Source organism: Desulfobaccales bacterium (assembly GCA_041648175.1).
GTDB lineage: Bacteria > Desulfobacterota > Desulfobaccia > Desulfobaccales > 0-14-0-80-60-11 > 0-14-0-80-60-11.
On sequence record JBAZPO010000003.1, the window covers coordinates 88,019 to 104,473 of the forward strand.

At 49.7% G+C, this 16,455-nt stretch carries 13 protein-coding genes and 2 tRNA genes; 7 read left to right on the plus strand and 8 right to left on the minus strand.

Annotation, left to right across the window (positions count from 1 at the left end):
* Positions 1-581: 581 nt before the first annotated feature.
* Positions 582-3,230, plus strand: coding sequence for a PAS domain S-box protein (locus WC600_03975; protein ID MFA4901884.1), 2,649 nt, complete (start codon positions 582-584; stop codon positions 3,228-3,230).
* Between the two features lie 253 nt (positions 3,231-3,483).
* Positions 3,484-4,569: an IS5 family transposase gene (locus tag WC600_03980; GenBank protein MFA4901885.1), complete on the plus strand. Its 1,086-nt coding sequence runs from the start codon at positions 3,484-3,486 to the stop codon at positions 4,567-4,569.
* A gap of 150 nt (positions 4,570-4,719) precedes the next feature.
* Here the strand turns inward: WC600_03980 and WC600_03985 are convergent, their stop codons facing one another.
* A complete protein-coding gene (locus tag WC600_03985; GenBank protein ID MFA4901886.1) occupies positions 4,720-5,112 on the minus strand; it encodes a hypothetical protein in 393 nt (130 codons plus the stop codon).
* Between the two features lie 585 nt (positions 5,113-5,697).
* Positions 5,698-6,708: a hypothetical protein gene (locus WC600_03990; GenBank protein ID MFA4901887.1), complete on the minus strand. Its 1,011-nt coding sequence runs from the start codon at positions 6,706-6,708 to the stop codon at positions 5,698-5,700.
* Positions 6,709-7,687: 979 nt separating this feature from the next.
* On the opposite strand from WC600_03990, the gene WC600_03995 reads away from it, so the two are divergent.
* Both WC600_03995 and WC600_04000 read left to right on the plus strand, forming a co-directional pair.
* Positions 7,688-8,011: a phage integrase SAM-like domain-containing protein gene (locus WC600_03995; protein ID MFA4901888.1), complete on the plus strand. Its 324-nt coding sequence runs from the start codon at positions 7,688-7,690 to the stop codon at positions 8,009-8,011.
* Positions 8,012-8,041: 30 nt separating this feature from the next.
* Positions 8,042-8,662, plus strand: a complete 621-nt coding sequence (locus WC600_04000; GenBank protein MFA4901889.1) for a site-specific integrase — start codon at positions 8,042-8,044, stop codon at positions 8,660-8,662.
* A 6-nt stretch (positions 8,663-8,668) separates the two neighbouring features.
* Here WC600_04000 and WC600_04005 read toward each other — a convergent pair.
* Both WC600_04005 and WC600_04010 read right to left on the minus strand, forming a co-directional pair.
* A tRNA-Thr gene (locus WC600_04005) sits at positions 8,669-8,743 on the minus strand.
* 353 nt (positions 8,744-9,096) lie between these two features.
* Positions 9,097-9,194, minus strand: a tRNA-Sec gene (locus WC600_04010).
* A gap of 145 nt (positions 9,195-9,339) precedes the next feature.
* On the opposite strand from WC600_04010, the gene WC600_04015 reads away from it, so the two are divergent.
* A complete protein-coding gene (locus WC600_04015; GenBank protein MFA4901890.1) occupies positions 9,340-9,537 on the plus strand; it encodes an efflux RND transporter permease subunit in 198 nt (65 codons plus the stop codon).
* A 65-nt stretch (positions 9,538-9,602) separates the two neighbouring features.
* Here WC600_04015 and WC600_04020 read toward each other — a convergent pair whose 3' ends face one another.
* Positions 9,603-10,955 (minus strand): DUF2334 domain-containing protein, encoded by a 1,353-nt coding sequence (locus WC600_04020; protein ID MFA4901891.1) that lies wholly within the window; start codon positions 10,953-10,955, stop codon positions 9,603-9,605.
* Positions 10,956-11,373: 418 nt separating this feature from the next.
* Here WC600_04020 and WC600_04025 point away from each other — a divergent pair, with 418 nt between their 5' ends.
* Together WC600_04025 and WC600_04030 are read left to right on the plus strand one after the other, a co-directional pair.
* Positions 11,374-13,239, plus strand: coding sequence for a GNAT family N-acyltransferase (locus WC600_04025; GenBank protein MFA4901892.1), 1,866 nt, complete (start codon positions 11,374-11,376; stop codon positions 13,237-13,239).
* Positions 13,239-13,865, plus strand: a complete 627-nt coding sequence (locus tag WC600_04030) for a DedA family protein (GenBank protein MFA4901893.1) — start codon at positions 13,239-13,241, stop codon at positions 13,863-13,865. Before WC600_04025 ends, WC600_04030 begins: the two co-directional genes overlap by 1 nt.
* Here the strand turns inward: WC600_04030 and WC600_04035 are convergent.
* From WC600_04035 to metK, 3 genes are read right to left on the minus strand one after another with little or no spacing between them, the layout of a single operon-like run.
* The gene (locus WC600_04035; protein ID MFA4901894.1) at positions 13,829-14,533 is read right to left on the minus strand and encodes a response regulator transcription factor; all 705 of its coding nucleotides are present in this window, start codon (positions 14,531-14,533) and stop codon (positions 13,829-13,831) included. The two genes, WC600_04030 and WC600_04035, sit on opposite strands and share 37 nt — an antisense overlap.
* A gap of 53 nt (positions 14,534-14,586) precedes the next feature.
* Complete coding sequence (gene ytaF, locus WC600_04040) at positions 14,587-15,246, minus strand: sporulation membrane protein YtaF (GenBank protein ID MFA4901895.1); 660 nt, start codon at positions 15,244-15,246, stop codon at positions 14,587-14,589.
* A complete protein-coding gene (metK, locus tag WC600_04045; GenBank protein ID MFA4901896.1) occupies positions 15,247-16,446 on the minus strand; it encodes a methionine adenosyltransferase in 1,200 nt (399 codons plus the stop codon).
* Positions 16,447-16,455 lie beyond the last annotated feature (9 nt).

A 16,455-nucleotide genomic window follows, 5' to 3' on the forward strand; every position in this document is an offset into this window, starting at 1 on the left:
GCATTTCTATATGCTGATCATAGATGGAAATTTCTCTTCCAGGTGATAATTGTCGCCAATGGCAAGATATGGAGCGGTCCCACTTAAGCGGGGAACCACGAATAGGAGACTAGCTTGGATTCTGAGCGGATATATCACACTACCCTATCAATCTTGACTTTGCACATAGGAGATAGCTTGACCTCTGGTCGACCACCGATCTTTCCTGTTCGCCGCGCCCCTTCCACGTAAGCAATTTTCTTACAGCAGAATCAGAAACTGTCCGATATTCAGAAGCTCTTTTCATAGATATTGTTATATCATCCAACCGCGAAAAAATTTTAAAAGGTCCTTTTCATCTCCCGCAAGGACCGTTGATCTGGATTAGAATTTTTTGTATAATTCTCATAAACTTATTTTTAATATGCCCCCGCTTCTGCAAACCTGCTATCCACTCCTCCTGCTGTCAAGTTTGAGGGCCATCACCTAAAAGGCGAATAATGAATTCAAGAGTTAGCAAACTGGACCCGAGCACGAATAAATTAGCCCAAAAAACCCAAGAAATTGATGAATTAGAATCAGCGGCCAGAGGCGAGAGACTGATGAATGCCTGGCGAGATTTATCGGCCCAATATGCGGCGATTATCGAAGCGTTCGACGGGCTGGTCTACATCTGCTCCCAAGACTATGAAATCGAGTTTATGAACCGGCGTTTCATCGACCGTACGGGCAACTATGCCATTGGACAAAAATGTTACAAAGCCCTCCACGATCGAGAGGAAATCTGCCCTTGGTGCGTTAATGATCGGGTTTTCCAGGGGGAAACTGTTCGATGGGAAATGCTTAGCCCCAAAGATAACCGTTGGTATTATATAGTCAATTCCCCTATCAGACACAGTGATGGCAGTATATCTAAGATGGGCATGATCCAAGACATTACCGAGCGCAAGGAGATGGAAGAGGCCTTGCGTCATGCCGAAGAGGATTATCGCAGTATTTTCGAAAACGCCGTGGAAGGCATCTTCCGGAGTAGCCCTGATGGACGCCTGATTTGCGTTAATCCTGCCTTTGCAAAAATTTTCGGGTACAACTCTCCGGTAGAAGTGCTGACTAGCATCACAGATATCGACCACCAAATTTATGTGGATCCTGGCCGGCGCGCCAGATTCAAAAGGTTGATGGAGGAATTTGGGAAAGTTCCGGGGTTCGAGCATCAGGCTTATCGGAAAGACAAAAGCCTAATCTGGATTTCCATCAAAGCTCGCACCGTGAAAGACGAGCAGGGGGCCATTCTTTATTATGAAGGATTTATAGAAGACATTACGGCTCGCAAGGAGGCAGAGGAGTCTCTCAATCAGGCGCACGACGACCTGGAACGCAAGGTGGCGGACCGAACCACGGAATTGGCCCAAGTAAATGAGGAACTGCGGTCACGATTAGAGCAGCTGGAGCGGGCCGAAGGAGCTTTGCAGTCCGAGCGGCAGAGGTTATATTCCCTGCTTGATGGCCTGCCGGTAGGGGTCCATCTGGTGGCTCCGGATTATACCATCCGTTTTGGCAACCGCACCTTCTGGGAGGATTTCGGGGGAAAAATTGAGGGCCATTGTTACCAGTTGATTTATGGCAGAGAAAATCCCTGTGAGGATTGCCATGCTGCCCGGGTTTTTGAAACCAAAATTCCCCAAAGGTTTGAGGATACCCTGCCCAATGGCAAGATCCTGCAGGTGAACAGCTATCCCTTCGCTGACATTGATGGTTCTCCCTTGGTCTTGATATTGGGGATCGATATCACCGAGCAGAAACGCGCCGAAGAAAAGCTGCAGGATAGCGAGGGCAGGTTCCGACAGTTGATTGAGCAGGCCGCTGATGGTTTTTTCCTGCATGATCAGGGGAGGATCATCGAGGTTAACCAACGGGCTTGCGATAGCCTCGGCTATACTCGTGAAGAACTTCTGAGCCTGTCGGTGTTAGATCTCGAAGTGGAAAACCCTTCCGAAGACTTGATCCGGAACTGGCAGCAGGAAGTCGGGCCGCTGACGATCTTCGGGGCTCACCGGCGTAAAGACGGTTCAACTTTCCCGGTGGAAGTGCGGGCCGACAATTTTTACTATGGGGGGCGCCGCCTCAGGCTGGCCCTGGTGCGGGACATCACCGAGCGGCGCCAGGCCGAGGGGGCCCTAAAAAAGAGTGAAGAGAAATACCGGCTGCTGGTTAATCAAATCCCGGCGGTGGTTTATCAAGGTTATGCTGATTGCAGCATCGATCTCTTTGACCGGAAAGTGGAAGCACTCACCGGTTACCTTAAAGAAGAGTTCGATTCTCGGAAACTCAAATGGGGTGGTCTGATCCTACCGGAAGACCGTGCTGAGGCCCGAAGATTTTTTATCGAGGCCCTCAAGGGCGACAAGTCTTATGTGCGGGAGTACCGCATCAGGCGGAAAGACGAAGAGATCCGCTGGATTCAAGACAGGGGACAGATTTACTGCGATGACACCGGCAAGGTAGATTATGTCAAAGGTGTATTTTTCGATATCACTGAACATAAACGGGCCGAGAAAAAACTGCGGGAATCCGAGCAGAACATGCGCTACCTGGCCAGCCAACTCCTCACCGCCCAGGAACGGGAGCGCCAGAGGATCTCCCGGGACTTGCACGACGACCTGGGTCAATCCTTGATGGTTTTGAAAATGCATTTGCGGGCGATTGAAAGAGCGATGCCTGCGAACTTGACGGAACAGAAACAGGAACTGGTTTTACAAACCAGCTTTATAGACGAGATCGTCAATAATGTGCGGCGGTTCTCCCGGGATTTGAGGCCAGACGTCTTGGACGATCTGGGTCTGATTTTCGCCCTGAAACGCTTGCTTGAGGAGTTCGGGGCCCTCCATAACATTGAGTTTTCTCTGGACTTGGATGACCTCGGAAATCTGTTATCCTCACAGGCCCAGATTATCATCTATCGGATATTTCAGGAATCTCTCACCAACATCGGCAAGTACGCCCAGGCAAGCCGGGTTGCGGTAAGCTTGAAAAACGAGAACGATAAAGTCTCTTTTTCTGTGGAAGATAACGGTAAGGGATTTGACCTGGAGCAAGTCAGGGCCTTGGACGTTGCCAAACGGGGATTGGGCCTGACGGCTATGGAGGAACGGGTGCGAATGTTGGGGGGGACCTTGAAAATTTGTAGCCAAAAAGGAATCGGCACCAGGATTTCTTTTAATATTCCCATTACTCTATTAAGTTCATCATAAAGTGAAAATTAGCAAGTATCTGCTCTCTATACGCCGCTTGAATTGAAAAGATCGGCATTCCATATGGTTATCATATATGCATTTAAGAACGGACCAATATTGTAAATTTTACCTTCAAAAGGGACGGGAGCGGTACCGACCTAACAGGATGATGAAAAACTCTTTTTTAAGAGCCCCAAAAAAATCGCTGTCTATAAGGATAGTTAGGTGCTATAGTTAATGATAACAATATGTTATCTGGGAGGCAGCGGTTATGCGCGGTGACGATGTGCAGCAGCAAGCCATGTTCAGCTATCTTTCCCCCGAAGGTCGAGTGCCCCAGGATCATCCCCTCCGGCCCATCCGGAACATGGTGAATCAAGCCTTGGCCGAACTGTCCGGGGAGTTCCAGACTATGTATTCCCGGGAGGGTCGCCCTTCCATCGCCCCGGAAAAGCTGCTACGCGCCTTGTTGCTCCAGGTCCTTTATACCATCCGCAGCGAACGACTTTTGATGGAGCAGTTGGATTACAATCTCCTGTTTCGCTGGTTCGTGGGCCTGTCCATGGATGACAAGGTCTGGGATCATTCCGTCTTCTCCAAGAATCGGGACCGCTTTCTCCGTTCGGACTTGGCCGCGGCCTTTTTCGGGCGCATCAAAGAGCAGGCCGCGATAGCCGGATTGCTGTCGGACGAGCATTTCACCGTGTATGGCACCCTGATTGAGGCCTGGGCTTCACTGAAGAGTTTCCGGCCTAAGGACACCCCGCCTCCCGATGCCGGCTCCGGCCGCAACCCGGAAGTGGATTTTCATGGTGAACGCCGCTTGAACCAAACGCATGCCTCCGCCACTGATCCGGAAGCGCGGCTTTTCCGCAAGGGCAAAGGCAAGGAGGCCAAGCTCTGCTTCATGGGGCATGTATTGATGGAGAACCGCCACGGCCTGATCATCGCTCCCCGTCTCACGGCGGCTACCGGCACCGCCGAACGGGACACGGCAGAGCGCTTGGTCGGCGACCTGTGCGGCAGACATCGCATTACCGTGGGCGGTGATAAAGCTTATGATACTCGGGAGTTTGTCCAAGCTCTGCGTACCCTTAATGCCGTGCCGCATGTGGCCCAAAATTGCACGGGCAGGAAGTCTGCCATTGACGCCCGGACCACTCACCATCCGGGTTATGCCATCAGTCAAAGGCTGCGGAAACGGGTGGAGGAAATCTTTGGCTGGATCAAGAGCGTCGGCAACCTCAGGAAAACCCGGCACCGAGGCATCGAACGGGTGGGCTGGATGTTCACCCTCACCGCCGCCGCTTACAACCTGGTGCGAATACGCAACCTGGCGGCAGCGGTTGCTCCTTGAACCGAAAAGGACCCCGGGAAGGCGATAATACTCCCGGCAACCCGTAACCGAAGGAGTAAGCGACCCAGATTTATCAACAAAGTTGCCCATCATAAGGGTACCGAAGGCCTCCTGAAGCAGGAGATACAGCTTAATTACGTTGGTTTTTCATCAGCCTGCTAGTCCTCTGTCCGAATAGATTTCTCCGTGATCGGATTCCTCCTCCTCCCATTCATCCACCCTCTCATGCATGTCGTTGAACTCCCACCCCGCTCGATGACGTTCCTTAAAAATTTCCCGCACGAACTTCTTGGGGCTATCCGCAATTCGTGCAACAACGACCAAGTTTAGGTCATTGGTTTCTTGACCTGGCTGAATCATGAGGGATACGTAGTGATAATAAACAAAATAGTCCCCTTTAGGTCTCTTAATTGGCCATTCGACCCACATGGTACTTTCAACCGGCGGAAACAGAAGGACCTTCTGCCCCTGGCGCTCATAGGTCACCCCTATATTGAAGATAAATGCATCGTTCGCGTACCCCTTCAAACGGCACAAATTCATTTACTTGACTCCGAAAAAGGCAGGAAAAAGTCGATTAGAAGGAAAAAAAGGGGGTTACCTACCAGGCAAATCAACGGCACAACGGCATTGGCCCGGGAAGCGCCAGCATTCAAATCATGTAGGCGTTACGTGGAGCGGTTATTTTCTGAATAATGGGAAATTGTTAAAGGAGAAACCCTTGTTCGCATGGCGAGTGGCTAAGTCTGCAACCATTGCCGTGTGATATGGAAATTTCTGGCTTGTGTCGTTTGGTCAAGACGCCCGTAAAAATCCGGGTAGCCTGATAACCCATGAAACTCCGAAGTCACAAGAATGGTTCTTAAGTTAACTGACCAAAGAAACCTTAGAGCAAGTAACTTCAGCCTTTGATTGACATGAGCAGCGTGAAAAAAAGAGGTATTTGGTAAATGGTAAGTCAGCCAGCCGGAGATGTGGTTGTAACAACCACGAAACCCAATAGTGGCAAAATCACCAAGTTAACAGGAATGGTGGTTTGTGTAAAGAAGGCTGCTTTACAATGGCATTGCAAGCAATCTCAATCAGATAGCTGATTTAATATCATAATATATATACATTCTATATATATTATAGCTGTGGCAGGTAATTGTCATCATAAGCTTGCCTCCAATCATTATCAAATTTACGGAGCTCATAGAGAATATTTTTTTTCAATGAATCAAGCACTTCGTTATCTTCAAGGTACTGCATTGGGTTCTCAAATTGGGCGTCCCTTTTTGCTTTAAAAAACTCTTCCATGAGACACTCGATGTTGCCATCCTTATTTGTAGCGGTGTAGTTTTCCCAGTCTTTGGGAAATGGGCTGGAGGCTTTAAAATTCTTGAAATAAATTCTGGGGGAGCACAGCTGGTGAAATTTAGCGTCATTTACTAACGAGTGTAGGTCAGTGAGGTCTTTGCGGACCAAAAATGGCCTTCCAAAGGTGAACTCCAACCGCACCCGATTTACTTTTTTATGCAGCCACCCGCTACGTCCCTTTAGGCCCTTGTCGTCATTTCCACGTTCATAAATTTTCGCATGATTTATACCCATATCAACGTGATAAACGGTATTGTATTTCCTGGGCTCATTCCAGCCCAAGAATTCATCTCCGCGCATTAGGGTTTCATGGGCATAAGGGAAAAACATATAGCGCCTCAAGAGGTAGAAAAGGTGATTCAAGGATTCATGCGAATGACAGAAGAAGTCAATCGCATACTCCAAGGAACTGACTTTGAGTTCAGGAAAGCCAGGGAATTCATCATATAAGCCCATAAGGGCTACTTGGCTAGATTGGGATGTGTGGAACCGAAACTTGGGGAACCAAGCTTCTTTAGGGTTGAAATAAACCGTTAACACCCCTAATTCTCGCTGGAGAAAGCCGACTTGTCGATAGCCTGGTTCTCGTTTAAGGTACATGACACTTTGTTGCGGAGAGAGGACTCGGATCTTACCAAGACGCTCTTCAACTTCGCCAAAGCTGCATTGCTTTATGAATAATCTTGACCGATGAATGATTGGCCGGATTTCTCTGATCCCGTTTAGGGAGGTTCGGATGATGTTCCTTTGAAAAGTTTTCGGCGGCATGACATATGACATGATGGGTCTCCTTTATGAAGCATGTTATTTAGTTAAACGATAGCCAACGAACAGATAGTCTCATAGCAACGACCTATGTTGTCTTTAAAATCGATGTATACCTCTCCACCCAGAAAAGGCTGAGGACCAGATGAAGGCTTCGGCTTAAGTATTCGAGCGATGTCCCCCGAACCCCTTGTCAGACACTAAGGGGTACCGCTCCTATGGACATTACGGCTAAAACTTTCGAAGCGATGCACCCTGTGGCATTAGGACAGAAGATGTCGGCCCAATCCGGTGCAGTAAAGATTCTGTGGTCATCTGGACTGCGACCTGAGTGTATTAAGGTGGAAACGGAAATGAACCCCTTTTAGAGAGAGTTGGGTTGCATAATGCTGCCATTTGCCACACAAGACGCAGGATCAGAGCATGCTCGACCTGTCTCCACCAAGAGCACGGTAGGCCGAGCATGCGATCCATTCACGGCTTTTTAATCTTTGCGACACGTGTCGCAAACTTTTCATGGAGTTAAGATTCGTAAATTTCGTGAATTTGTTTCCGAAGCTTTTTTAGGTCTCGCTTAAACTGCATATCAGTCTCAGCATATTCCCTCAGAGTTTTCATTATTTTTTGCGAATGCAAACAATCCCGCATAGCTGAAACCCCTTCTTTAAAGATCTGAACACGATCGGTCGGACATGTTTTTTTGCTTGGAACGGAATTTGCCTGAGGCTTTACAGGGAAAGTCAGAGCTGGGTTTATAAGCACTGGCAGATATTGGGCGGCGTGAAGCTCGGGGGTTCTATCCTGTTCCCTTCTAAGGAGGAACTTCATGAGCGTATATTCAGTAAAGGGGAAGGGGTGGAGATACGGCTTCACCCAGAAGGGGACCAGGCACACGGAGGCCTGGTTCAAAACCAAAAAAGAAGCAAAGGAGGCAGAGGCAAGAAAGAGGCAGGAGTTGAAGAACCCGCAGCCTGTGCCACAAGTGGAGGATTCGATGGCGGAGCAAACTCCAACCGACATGGGATTCTTGGAGCTGCTTAACTTAAGATTGGATTATGTGCGGGCGTATAAATCACAAAAATATTATGTGGACCACATCTATACGGCTCGGAAGCTGGTTAAGGGGTGGCGGAAACTTAGGTGCGGTGAAATCACCCTTCAGATAGTCCAAGCTTATCTAATAAAGCGGGCCAGGGTGGCGGCCTTTACCGCCAACAAGGAGCTGCGGTATCTTCGAGCCCTATTCAACTTTGGGATCAAGCAGGGGTTGGTTAAGACCAACCCTACCCAGGGATTGGAATTTATGCCGGTGGATTAGAAGATAAAGTAGGTTCCCACCAAGGAAGATGTGGCCAAGGTATTGTTAGCAGCAAATCCAGATACTCAGGACTATCTGGTGGCCATCAAAGAGACCATGGCAAGAATGGGCGAAATCAACAGGCTGGTTTGGGATGATGTGGATTTCGAGCATAGAATTGTGGTGCTCTATACCCGGAAGAAAAAAGGTGGCCACTTGACCCCCAGGAAAATCCCCATGACCACTAGGCTCTACAGCTTGCTCGGTGTAAGGTATAAGAACCGTGATAAGACCAAGCCCTGGGTTTTTTGGGGGCGGCACTGGAGCAGCAAAGCCGGGAGGTTCGTGGAAGGTCCCTACCAACACCGCAAGGACCTCATGGCCACCCTATGTCAACGGGCGGGGGTGAGGCACTTCGGCTTCCACGCTTTGCGCCATTTCGGAGCCTCGATTTTGGAGCGGGCCAATGTACCCATCGGCTCCATCCAGCGGATTCTGGGCCATGAGAACCGGACCACCACCGAGATCTACTTGCACTCAATCGGTGAGGCCGAGCGGGAAGCGATGGAAATGTTCGAAATGGCTACCCAGGACGCTCTTCCGGAAGAAAGTCTCACACAGAGTCTCACACAGGAAAAAGCAAAGGTTAAACCGATTGGCCTAACCCCTTGATATCACTGGAGCCGGCAGGGGGGGTCGAACCCCCGGCCTGCTGATTACGAATCAGCTGCTCTACCACTGAGCTATGCCGGCACTCAACTCATGTGGCCTTGAGTATTACTGATTCTTCTTCCAAAATCAACGGCTACCAGGGGAGAATAGCGGGTTTTTTCGGAGGCGCCCGGCTAGCGTCCCACACACTTATAGAGCTCGGAAAGGGAAGGCTCGAATCCAGTGGTTGGCTAAGGCTCGATTTCTAACGGTAAATAAAACTGGTTCATCCGGAATAAGCGTCCTTTTTAACAAAAGAGTGGGCATGCGGTCTCCGAACCGGACTTGTTGGCGCCGGGTTATCTGGGCCAGGGTGCCCTACTCTGACCTACTCACCTAGCCACTCACCAAAGAAAAAGGAGGCCAAAAATATTGACCTCCAAACTCGCAACCGTTGGCGGAAGTGCATGGGAATCGAACCCACCTACCGCCTTATTCAGACGGTACACCGGATTTGAAGTCCGGGGGCCCCACCAGTGAACCTCGCACTTCCGTATTAATTATCAACTACTTACAATTTTAGGTTTCGTAATTTCTTTCGCCGGGAGCACTTTTTCGTCCGGGCCACTTTCCGGTCCCACTTCCAACCGGTGATATGCACTTTTGGCACCATGGACAACCACGCTATTGTATCGTTTATGATCCAGAGTTCTGACCTTGCCAACTGTTTCCAATATACCATAAGCCTGATCGCAAAGGAAGAAAACCCTCGGCTCCGAGATTTTGGTATCCTCCGCCTCCAGTCCCCGCTCCTGTTTGCCAGCGGGCCAGGCTCGGAAGTGCAACGGCCCCTGGCGGTGGTAGTGGTCGGCGGCCTGTTCACCGCCACGTCCTGACTCCGGTGGTTCTACCGGTGCTCTATCATTATTTCGCAGAGCCGCAAGGGAATAACTCAAGCCTCCTAACGGTTCTCCTTTGAATCTAATAATTTTTTCCTTTTAAGAAATACCATCCATCCTCCTAAGCCTAACCCCCAAAGCCCCACGATGACCTCAAGGTGCTTATATTGTATCCTACCAAAAGCTAAATAAGATAGAAGAATACCGAGCATGATCAAACTGTAATATTTGCATATTTTATCCATTACCTTTGAAACAGCAAAACCTATTGTCCCCACGATATAGGTAACTGAGAATACAATGATTAATATCATTAAATAGAATGAAGCAATATACAGCATATTCCGCATTCTGGTAATATTAAATAACGCCTTGAAGTTTCTAAAACGGATATTAGAAGCCGTATCAACCGGCAAATAGATGCCGTAATGAGGTGGCCACCATACCGGTTTTAAATGCACTAATTGCAGATAATATTTATTATTTATAAAACGGTCCATGCTTAAGTTGACCTTGGTTTTTAAGACTTGGTCTATCGACATTATCCGTATATCTTTTTGAGAAGCAACCCAAGATAACAGTTCAGAAAATTTATCATAACTCATCTTGTAATTAATATCTTCTTGTTCAGTAACCGTTTCTACGTCACTGAAGACGTATTGATGAAAGACCACACAGATAATCGGATCATAATCCACAATTTTACGAGCATATTCGATTGTATTTCTTAAATTATCTAAATTACAGGTAGCGGGTAATATCTTCAGAGAAGTGGAAGGAACTGTCTCGCCTTCCATGCCAGCAGAAAGACATTGGAAATTCAGCTTTTCCAGCACTTCTATGGTAATGGCGTCGTAAGCGTTATAAGGTGGGACAAAAGTGATCATTGGCTTGTCAAGAACCTTTTCCAGAAAAGCCTTGCCTTTCTTGAGCTTATCCATCTGGGTAGAATAATCGAGGGTCTGGAATTCCGTGTGCCATCCTTTGGTTTGCAGAGTTTGATGGGAATATCCGTGTTGGGTTGCGTCCATAGCACCTGCTTTAATGGCATCCCGTGCAATAGCGATTTTTTCAGGGGTGAGTGGAATTACATCTTGAGGCTCAAATCCAAGGTAATTCTTAGCTTTCACAAAAGGAATAATACTGAAAGTACAGCAGACGTTATGCTTCTTGAAATCAGCTATGATTCTTTTCTCCAGTTCAGTATCAGTGCGGCTGCAATAGTCATCATATCTGAAAACAACTGTAACGTAATGAGGTAAATTTTTAGCTTCAATGGTTTCAGGATATAAAGTCAAAATAACTATGATGGGCAATAATAATACAACGATATTCTTATAGACATTAGCCCAGAACCTGAGTGACGAATTGATTCCCGACCGTAACCCGTCAGCTCTTCGAGCAAATTCAAGCATTCTCATCAACTCCTTTGACGAGCCACACTATCATATTTAAATCAAAAATAATATTTTTTAGAGGAATGATGCTCTGATTGGAATAACTTTCACTTTTGAAGAATGAAAGAAACCCATGATAGAACTCCTGCCTGGACGCACAGGCGGATAACTTCCTTTCCCCTCAAAGCCACCGGAATCTCTTCCCTCCCAATGCCCCGCCCATATATTCAGACGCTTAATAAAATTTTGGCTCTCATTCATCTCGTTTTATCAGTTAAATAAATCAAAAATTAATCTCATTTTCAGCAAAACTTAACAATTCGCCTTTAAAATCTCTTTGATTAACTAAGTTATTCTTATAGTTTTATGGTTTGCTCTTAAGATCGCTTAAATCTCTTATGGACATAATCGGCCATCAAGAACATGGATAAATACTATGTTAAACAATTGTGGCAACAACTCTGCTTCGCAACGCCTGATTGAATACGGCAATCATTTAAATTACATGCCGCCAATTATGAGAAGGTTAATTAAGAAGACATTGGGTTTGGATGGAATAGATAAAACTTATGAAAATATCGGCTATTGCAAGGATGGCTCGATTTTTCTTAACAATTTATTGGACATACTCAACATAACTTTTCATATCAATAATCAGGCTATTTCTCTCATTCCATCACAAGGGCCGGTGATTGTCGTGGCTAACCACCCTTTTGGCGGGATCGAGGGAGTAATACTGGCGGCGATGCTAAAATCAGTCCGTAATGATGTAAAGCTCATGGCCAATTTTTTACTACAAAGGATTCCTGAGTTGAGGGATATCTTTATTTACGTAGATCCTTATGAGCGCCGCGACTCCGTTAAAAACAATATCAAACCCTTAAAGGATGCCCTGGCATGGCTGCATGACGGCGGGATGTTGGGAATTTTCCCCGCGGGCGCGGTTTCGCATGTGCAGTGGCGCGAGCGCGCCATTGCCGATCCGCCTTGGAACCATAACTGTGCCAGATTGATTAGGAAAACCGGCGCTACGGTGGTGCCGGTCTTTTTTCATGGCGTTAACGGACCCTGGTTTCAAATTTTAGGACTGGTGCATCCTTGCTTCCGCACTATGTTATTGCCCCATGAATTTATGAACAAAAAGGGGAGAGCTGTGCAATTGACCATTGGTAATGCCATTCCCTTTGAAAAACTCCGGTCTTTTGACTCGGATGCGGAGATGATGACCTATTTACGCCTGCGGACCTATATCCTGAAAGCGCGACGTGATCAAGGCCGGAATTCCGACCGCAAGGTCGTCATGCGAGGCAGGCTCAAGAGCGGGGAGACACCCGTGGCCCCATTCCGTGATGGCCAAGGCATCACCCAAGAAGTACTGAGCTTACCCTCGGAGAACATTTTATTAGAGAGTGGGGATTACACGGTTTTTCTGGCCCGAGCCCGGCAAATTCCCTGTCTGCTCAGGGAGATCGGCCGGCTGCGGGAACTCACCTTCCGCCAGGCCCATGAAGGCACCGGCAAGTCCCGGGACTTGGATACTTTCGACCGGCACTACCTGCATCTGTTTATTTGGAATCGAGCGAAACACGAGGTGGTGGGGGCTTACCGCTTGGGCCAGGCGGATTATATCTTGGAACGCTTGAGCAAAAGCGGGCTTTATACGAGCACGTTATTTAAATATAAAACCGCTTTACTGGAGAGGATCAATCCAGCTCTGGAGCTGGGGAGGTCATTCGTTCGGGCGGAATATCAGAAAAACTATGCCGCGCTCCTGCTATTATGGAAAGGTATCGGCAGTTTCGTGGCCAGAAACCCACGCTATAAAATCTTGTTCGGTCCGGTTTCCATTAATAATCAATATCATACCATCTCCCAGCAACTGATGGTCAACTCGCTAAAATTGAATAATTATTTACCGGAATTGGGGAAATTAGTGAAACCCAAGCGACCCTTTCAATCGAAAATCCTAAGGCATTTTGATGGCAGCATAACCAACGCGGCCATCTCAGATATCAATGAGGTCTCCGACTTAATAGCCGATATCGAGCCAAACCAGCAGGGCATTCCCATTCTTTTGAAACAATACCTGAAATTGGGTGGCAAATTGCTGGCCTTTAATCAAGATCAGAATTTCAGTAATGTCTTGGATGCTCTTATTTTAGTTGATTTAACCCTAACGCCTTTGAAGATCTTGGAGCGCTACATGGGCAGGGATGAGGCCCGTAACTTTATCGCTTATCACGATTTTCCCAGTTCTGTTCATCAGGCGGGCACGATGGCATCTTCGGGGAATACAGGCTGATGGAGACTCTCAATTATCTGATCACCAACTACGGGTATTGGGGCATCTTTGCTTGTCTGGCGACGGGGGTTTTCGGCATCCCAGTGGCGGATGAAGTCATTCTGATGGGTGCCGGCTACCTCGTCTCCATCGGGGTCTTACAACCGTTAACCAGCCTGATGGCAATAATCTTGGGGAGTTTCTTCGGCACATCGCTCAATTATATCGTGGGCCGGACCGTCGGAGGCAGGCTGCTGGCTTATTGGGGGAAATCTAATCCCTGCCGCTTGAGAAAGTTAGGTTACGTGGTGGCCTGGTTTCAGCGCGTGGGCAGGTGGGGCCTTCCGGTGAGCTATTTCATCCCGGGGATACGCCATCTCTTGCCGGTGGTAGCGGGGCTCTCCCGCCTCCATGTCGGCATTTTTGCCCTGTTGGCCGCCTCCGGGTGTTGCCTCTGGTCCCTGACCCTGCTCAGCCTGGGTTATGTCTTGGGCGAAGAGCGGGCCCGTCTGTGGGATTACCTGCATTCCCCCGGCCTGATCATCCCGGGGCTGTGCATTTTTGTGCTGCTGCTCTACGTTGTGGTAAGATGGAGGTTGCGGGCGAAAGGTTATTCCCCCGCCTTGGGTTGTTCGGTAAAACGGTAACCCACCCCCCGAACCGTGCCGATGTATTTCCCGCAGTTGCCCAATTTCTTCCGGAGCCAGACGATTTGGACATCCACGGCCCGATCCGTGACGGGATAATCTTCGCCGTGGACCTCAAGCACAATTTGGGACCGGGTGAACACCCAACCGGGCCTTCGGGCCAACATACTGAGGAGGCGGAACTCCGTGGCGGTTAATTCCACGGGCCGGCCTTGCACCAAGACCTCGTGACGGCCGGGATGGATGGTGAGGTCATGAAGGACAAGCGGCGTATCTTCTTCAGACGGTGCGGGGGCACGGCGCCGCAGCACCGCTCGGACCCGGGCCAGCAGCACCCGGGGGCTGAAAGGCTTGGTGATGTAATCGTCGGCGCCCAACTCCAGTCCCGCCACAATGTCGCTCTCTTCCCCCTTGGCGGTGAGCATGACGATGGGCACAGGCCGGGTCCGGGCGTCCTGTTTGAACCGGCGGCAGACCTCCAGCCCATCTATCCCCGGCAACATCAAATCCAGCACCACGAGATCCGGGAGCGCAGCCTGCGCGGCCTTTAAGCCTTCCTCCCCGGACCCCGCGGCAGTTACCCGGTAACCTTCTTTGGCAAGATTATACTTGAGGAGTTCGGCAATATCCTCCTCATCTTCCATTACCAAAATACTTTCCTTGGACATAGCCTACCCCAGCGCGGCCAGCATCACCGCGCGTCCCAGTGGTTCATGCCGTTTTAAGCTCCCCAAATTTCATAGGCTCCAATAATAATAAGAATTAATCCGGAAATAGGCCCGGAGAGACGCCCCATCCAGTGAGTTCCCAGGCAATATCCCGTGCTTATACCTACCCAGATGGTCAGAATGCTCAAGCTAATCACCGACAAGCTGATGAGGAGCGGGCTTAACCCCAATAATCCCGCCACCAAGCCGATGGGCAGATTATTTAACAACAATGCCAATCCCAGGATGAGTCCTTCTCTCAGGTCAATATGGCCCGAAAAATCCCGATCTGCGATAAAAGGGTTATCCAGAATCATAAAAATCTTCTTTAGCAGAGAGACCTCGGGGACACCTGCCAGGGCAATCATGTGCAATTCTTCCGGGGGCCTCAATGGTTGGCGAAAAACGGTCTCTTGAAGGACCACCCAGGCGCCGGCTAGGATAATAATCACGCCGCCTAAGAGGATGGCGGTCTGGGGGTGAATCAGCCTGGTCACCAGATGTCCGCTCAGCATGACCAGAAGAGTGCCGCCTGCGGTCAGCAAGGCGATGAGCAGGTTGGTGCCGAAGGGAATGCTTATCCTCCTGACGCCATAAGCAATGCCGATCCCGATATTATCGAGGCTGCACGCCAGAGCCAGAAGGAAAATGGTCCCTAAATGCAGGACCTGCATCTACTTGTTTTGTAGCAGATCAATTTTGTCCGTAGCTTCCCATGGGAGTTCCAGATCCGCCCTCCCCACCTGTCCATAAGCCGCCAGCCTTTGGTAAAACTTGCCTTTGTGAAGGGACGGCAAGTGCCGGAGTTGAAAGCGTTTCAGGATGCCGGCCAGGCGAAAATCAAAATGTTGCTCCACCAGATTGGCCAGATCATCATCGGGAAGCTTGCCGGTCCCGAAGGTCTCCACATTGATGCTCACCGGGCGGGGCAGGCCGATGCAATAGCTCAACTGCACCTCACATTCCTCCGCTAAACCTGCGGCCACCAGATTCTTGGCGGCATGGCGCGCCGCGTAAGCACCAATCCGGTCTACGCGCATGGGGTCTTTGCCGCTCAGGGCATTGCCGCCGTGCCGGGCGTAGTCGCCGTAGGTGTCCACGTCGGTTTTGCGGCCGGTGAGGCCGGAATGGACCCCCGGGCCCCCCACCATGAGGTTTTCCACCGGGTTGATGAAAATCATGGTCTTGTCATCCGGCCGGATGGCTTCCCCGGCAAAGGACGGGCGGAGCACCGCTTCCAGTACATCGTCGTGGAGCCGTTGCGTGTTGATGTTCTCCGGCGCGGATTTGGACCGGCTGGCGATGATGGAGATGCTGTGAATACGGTGGGGTTTGCGATCCCGATATTCCACCCCCACCTGGGTTTTGCCGTCGGGGGAAAGGTAAGGGATAAGGCGTTGGAGCCGCGCCGCGATCAACTGGCGGGCCAGTTTCTGGGCCAGCCAGATGGGCAGAGGCATCAAAACCTCGGTCTGCCGGCAGGCATAGCCAAAGACCGTGGCCTGCTGCCTTACCTGGATTCGGTCGATCTCGGCTTCCGACAGGCGGTTTTCATTGAAATAGAGGTCGAGGTCGGGGGGATACTCCTGGAGGCTGGTCAAGATGCTGCACGTGCGCGCATCAAAGTCAGGCTGAGAGTAGCCCACCTGCCCGATCACCTTGCGGGCCAGATTAGGGATATCGGCCTTGATTTCCGAGGCAAACCGGGCCGCAATGAACAGGATGGAGGTGGAGATGGCGCACTCGGCCCGGACCCGGGCATAGGGGTCCTGGGACAGGAAGTGGTCCAGGATGGCATCGCTGATCTGATCGCACAGCTTATCCGGGTGCCCCTCGGTGACGGATTCAGAATTGAACACAAAATCTTTTCTCATCCGGGTGTC

Coding starts and splice junctions, on each gene's coding strand:
- metK (MFA4901896.1), bottom strand. CDS start 16,446: ATGAGAAAAGATTTTGTGTTCAATTCTGAATCCGTCACCGAGGGGCAC.
- WC600_04030 (MFA4901893.1), top strand. CDS start 13,239: ATGGAGACTCTCAATTATCTGATCACCAACTACGGGTATTGGGGCATC.
- WC600_04020 (MFA4901891.1), bottom strand. CDS start 10,955: ATGCTTGAATTTGCTCGAAGAGCTGACGGGTTACGGTCGGGAATCAAT.
- WC600_04025 (MFA4901892.1), top strand. CDS start 11,374: ATGTTAAACAATTGTGGCAACAACTCTGCTTCGCAACGCCTGATTGAA.
- WC600_03975 (MFA4901884.1), top strand. CDS start 582: ATGAATGCCTGGCGAGATTTATCGGCCCAATATGCGGCGATTATCGAA.
- WC600_03985 (MFA4901886.1), bottom strand. CDS start 5,112: ATGAATTTGTGCCGTTTGAAGGGGTACGCGAACGATGCATTTATCTTC.
- WC600_03980 (MFA4901885.1), top strand. CDS start 3,484: ATGCGCGGTGACGATGTGCAGCAGCAAGCCATGTTCAGCTATCTTTCC.
- WC600_04015 (MFA4901890.1), top strand. CDS start 9,340: ATGATCCAGAGTTCTGACCTTGCCAACTGTTTCCAATATACCATAAGC.
- WC600_03995 (MFA4901888.1), top strand. CDS start 7,688: ATGGCGGAGCAAACTCCAACCGACATGGGATTCTTGGAGCTGCTTAAC.
- WC600_03990 (MFA4901887.1), bottom strand. CDS start 6,708: ATGTCATATGTCATGCCGCCGAAAACTTTTCAAAGGAACATCATCCGA.
- ytaF (MFA4901895.1), bottom strand. CDS start 15,246: ATGCAGGTCCTGCATTTAGGGACCATTTTCCTTCTGGCTCTGGCGTGC.
- WC600_04035 (MFA4901894.1), bottom strand. CDS start 14,533: ATGTCCAAGGAAAGTATTTTGGTAATGGAAGATGAGGAGGATATTGCC.